The 4,592-nt window shown below is 38.7% G+C and carries 2 protein-coding genes; both read left to right on the top strand.

Annotated features, from left to right (window positions below):
* Positions 1–61 precede the first annotated feature (61 nt).
* Positions 62–712: a hypothetical protein gene (locus C9E89_RS21540; RefSeq protein ID WP_107010176.1), complete on the top strand. Its 651-nt coding sequence runs from the start codon at positions 62–64 to the stop codon at positions 710–712.
* 91 nt (positions 713–803) lie between these two features.
* Positions 804–4,592: tape measure protein (locus C9E89_RS21545; RefSeq protein ID WP_107010175.1), on the top strand; the 3,789-nt coding region annotated here is incomplete at its 3' end.

Consider the following 4,592-nt stretch of genomic DNA (forward strand, 5'->3'; position numbering starts at 1 on the left):
GTGTGGTTTTTTTATACATAAATTAGTATCTTGGTCTAAATTTTAAGGTTTGGAGTGGGGTATGAAGAAGGTTTTGCTTTTAGGAGTGTTGGTATGGTTGGTGGGGTGTAAGGAAACCAACACGGGTTTAGATAAAGAGCTTCTTAATACTGGATATGATAAATGTAAGGAGTATTTAAGAGCGTCTTTAAAAAGTCCATCAAGCCTCAAAATTGATCAAGCAACCATTTCTACTTTTATAGCAACCCCTGATAATGTATATAGAGTCTATAAGTACATCTTGTTTGATGATGGTCAGCTTAAAAAAAGCCATATAGAAGAGAAAATACGCTTTCGAGAGTTTTTAGTTGATATAGATTATGATGCTAATAATTCATATGGGGCGGCATTGCGAGGAAGCTACCAATGTGAATTTATCTACATGCTGAAAAATGACCAAATGTCCCCCCAAGCATTGGATACATATATGATGACTAATATAGAAAGCGAAGAAAATGAGGGTGTTAGTGTTGATATACCATTTGCTGAATTAAACGGCTCTAACTTTTTTCTTGATGGTAAGATACAAAGTATTATTGGAGTCAAGGAAAATGCATTTAGTGAATTAGACAAAAAAATGTATTTAAATCTTTCAGAGAAACAAAAATTTAATGAAATGTATAGTGACGCAGAGAAGTTAAGAAAGTCATGGGATCAAATGAGTGATTACTAAGTTACCAAACAAAATTTAACCGCCATTAGACGGTTTTTTTACACCTATAGCTCGCATCTGCGGGCTTTTTTATTGCCTGAGGAAAAATGAAATGGCTCAAGAATCAATTTTAAGAATCGTGATTGACTCACGAAATGCTGAGCGAAACGCGCAAGCATTAGATCGCGAGTTGAGAAGTATTCAGCGTAATGGTGACTTTGCATCGCGTTCTATGGATGGTTTTTCTGTAGCTTGTCGTCAACTTGCTGGGTATATGATGGGTGTGGTTACTGCAGGTGCAGCGATTGCTAAAATGGATGATTGGACAAATCTAAATAACCGTCTTCGTTTAGTCACTAATAGTCAGCAAGAACTAAATAAAGCAATGAAAGATACTTTTGATATTGCTCAAAGATCGGGGGCTGCATGGGGTGGTACAGCAGCGATTTATCAGAAGATCCAGTATAACAGTGAAAAATTAGGATTAAGTCAGGAAAAAGTAGCCAAGGTTACAGAATCCATTTCAAAGTCTATTAGCAACTCAGGTTCTAGTGCTCAGGCAGCAAGTGCAGCAATCTATCAGTTGTCACAAGCATTTGATCGGAATGCACTTTTAGGCGACGAGTTCGTGTCTATAAACGAGAATGCGGGCTATCTAATGGAGGTTTTTGCTAAAGGTTTGGGTGTTACTCGTGAAGAGTTGAAAAAAATGTCCTCAGCAGGTGAATTAACTACAGACAAAATGGTTCAGGCGATTGAAAAAATGTCAGGTTCGATTGAAGAGGACTTTGGAAAAACCAACTTTACGATTGGGCAAAGTATTACTCAATTTTCCAATGCGGCTACACAGTTTATTGGTGGTGCAGGTGAGTCTTCTGGTGCAGCAGTAATGTTGTCATCTTCAATCAAAACACTTGCAGAGAATATGAATTTAATTGCAAATGTTGCTGTCTTAGGTGGTGTTACGATGCTGACTAAGGCAATTCTCACACAAACAGTTTCTATACATGCAGCGACAACAAGCTCAATTGCACGACGTGCATCAATGTTGGGTGAATTGCAAGCAGTGGCACAAGCTACAACAGCAGAAGTATCAAGAACAGGTGCTATTGCTCAACTTCGTGCAATGCAATTAGCAGATGCTCAAGCAACGGCAGCACGATTAACAGGCATGAAGCGCCTTACCTATGTGCAAACAACATTGTTGCCACTTGAGAGAGCTTCTACATCTGCTACAGCAGCTCATACAGCAGCAGTAAACGCGGATACCTTGGCACAAAATGCTAACAATGCGGCGCGTTCTCGTGCAACAAGAATTTTTAATGCTGTTGGTGGAACTGTTGGCGTTTTAACAATTGGTGTAGCAGCTCTAGCAGCGGGCTATATGTATATGCAAAAACGTGCAGATGAGGCTAACAAAAAACTTGAAGAACAAGCCGAAGTTGCCAAAAAAGCTAAAGAGGAATTATTGGCTTTAAAAGGTCTTGAGAAAGATAAGGCTGTGGATGATATGACAGCCTCATTCAAGCGTCAAAATGAAGCATTGGAGCAATCTAGCAGTACAATTAATATGCAATTAAATGCTATTGAGAAACTGTATAAAGGCAACAAGGAAGTTATACAGGTTGTTCAAGATGCTCGAAATGGCACTATTGGTATGAGTGAGGCAGTCAAGCGTTTTAATGAAATTCGCATCGATAAGGAGGTTTACAACTCATTTAAAAAGAATGCCGAAATTTTCAATAAAAATGCTGAAGAAGCCTCAAACACAAAAGAGAAAATGCGCCTATTTGGTATTGAAGTTGAATTGACTGGACGTAAAGCTCAGACTGCTAAGTTTGGTATTCAAGAAAATACTGAAGAATTAACTAAAAATAAAACAGCTGCTGAAAAAGCAGCCAAAGCCCAGAAAGACTACTTTGATAGCTTAAATCAGGATGTTCTTAGTGCAAATGAGCGTCTAGCTTACATGAATTTGGGCTTTAGCAAAGAGGTGATTGATCAAATTAATAAACTCCAAGAGGAGAAGCAGAAAGCCTTGGGTGATGGCGTGACAGCTATTGTAACAACAGAAGAAATCAATCGTATTATTCAAGCTCAGAATATTCTTGATAAGGTAAAAGAGAAAGAAGATGAGATAACAAAGGCTAAAAGGAAGCAAAATAAGGAGAATGAAAAGCAATATAAATATACCCAAGATGAACTAAAGATGCTTCAAAAAGTTGCAACCTTATCTGCAAAATATGATTTGGACTCTATTGGTGCGAAATATGGTGTTCCTAAAAATTATCTTGCAGGTCTAATGGCTCAAGAATCAGGTGGTAATAAGAATGCGGTTAGTCCAACAGGTGCGATAGGCTACTTTCAGACAACAGGTGACTATAGAAAAGACAATAAAATAAGTATTGCCGACTCTAAAAATTTACCTGTTATCGCTGAGATTGTAGCTAAAAATCTTGCTATTGCTTATGAAAAATTAGGCAGTTGGGAGGCTGCCATTCGATCCCACAATGCGGGTGTTGGTGGTTCTCGTCAATTCGAAAAAACAGGTCGTGTAACAGGTTCGGTCAAAAGAAATAAAGAGGTCGCTAACTTTGCGCCCTCAGTTAATAAATGGATTGTGGGGCTGGGAGGTTCTAGTCTCAAGTCTAAAGGAACAACTGATAGTATTGGTGAGCTAAAGGATTTTCTTGAGTTTCAAATAGAACAAGCTAAGTCAAGAAAGGCACTTGAACTGGAAGTTGCAAATGAAGTTACAAAAATTCGTGAAAACCTTAAAGATAAGTTACTTGAAATTGATAAGGCTGGTTTTTCTCCAAAGCGAACGAAAGAACTTAAAGCTGAATACCAAACTCGTGCCGATAGTGAAGTTGCAATAGCAGAATATGCACTTAAAACAAAACTTGATGATTATTCAAGCTTCCAGAAAACAGAAATCCAACTTCTAAAAGATAGTTTTAATCAGAAGAAGTTTTATGCTTCTCGAGATATTGAGCTTTCTAGAGATCAGAGAAATCAAGCTATTCAGTTACTGGATCAACAGGAGAAATATGAACTCGCTGTAATTCAGTTTGCAAGAGAAGAGCGCGAGTTCCAAATGCGTTTGCAATTTATATCTGAAACGCAAGCAATGGAAAAACGTTATGAACTTGAGGAGCAGAAGCTTATTGAAGTTAATGATCTTCAGGAGCGCAATTTCAAGCGTGAAATGCTGAGACTTCAGAAACAAGAGGAGGTAAAAAATAGGTCAGATAATGCTCTGCAAAACTGGGGTTCGATTCAATCTGAGATTTATGGAACAGGTGAGATGGATCAGCTCGGTCATACTCGTAATGAGCGATATAATACATCTGAAGAACTATTTAACTCAAATATGTCATCTATTGATCAGCAAGAGCAAGATCCAACTGCTGACTTGTTTGAGATTGCAGCATTAAGAGAGAAGGCTTGGCAAGAACATCATGATCGGATGAAACTCATAGATCAAGAATATTGGTCTTCATCAAGAGCACTTCAGTTCAGTATGGCAAGTGACATGTTTGGGACAATCACAAATATGTTGAAAGAATCTGGAGCTGAAAGAACTGGTATTTACAGAGGAATGCTAGTTGTAGAAAAGGGTTTTGCTATTGCCTCTGCTGCTGTTCAAATTCCTGATGCTATGGCAAAAGCGCTTAATGCACCTTTCCCAGCCAATATTGCTGCAATGGGTACCGTTGCATCACTAGGTGCTAGTATTGTTTCAAGTATTCAATCTGTAGCAGCAGGCTTCGCCACAGGCGGTCACGTCCGTGGTCCCGGTACTTCAACAAGTGATTCTATTCCCGCAATGCTTTCGGACTACGAGTTTGTGACTAAAGCATCCGCGGTGAAGAAGATTGGTGTTGCGAATATGGAGTAC

It is taken from the genome of Acinetobacter sichuanensis (assembly GCF_003024515.2).
GTDB classification, from domain to species: Bacteria; Pseudomonadota; Gammaproteobacteria; order Pseudomonadales; family Moraxellaceae; genus Acinetobacter; species Acinetobacter sichuanensis.

Bases quoted from the DNA above. Each gene is read 5' to 3' on its own strand.
- C9E89_RS21540 (WP_107010176.1), top strand. From the start codon at position 62: ATGAAGAAGGTTTTGCTTTTAGGAGTGTTGGTATGGTTGGTGGGGTGT.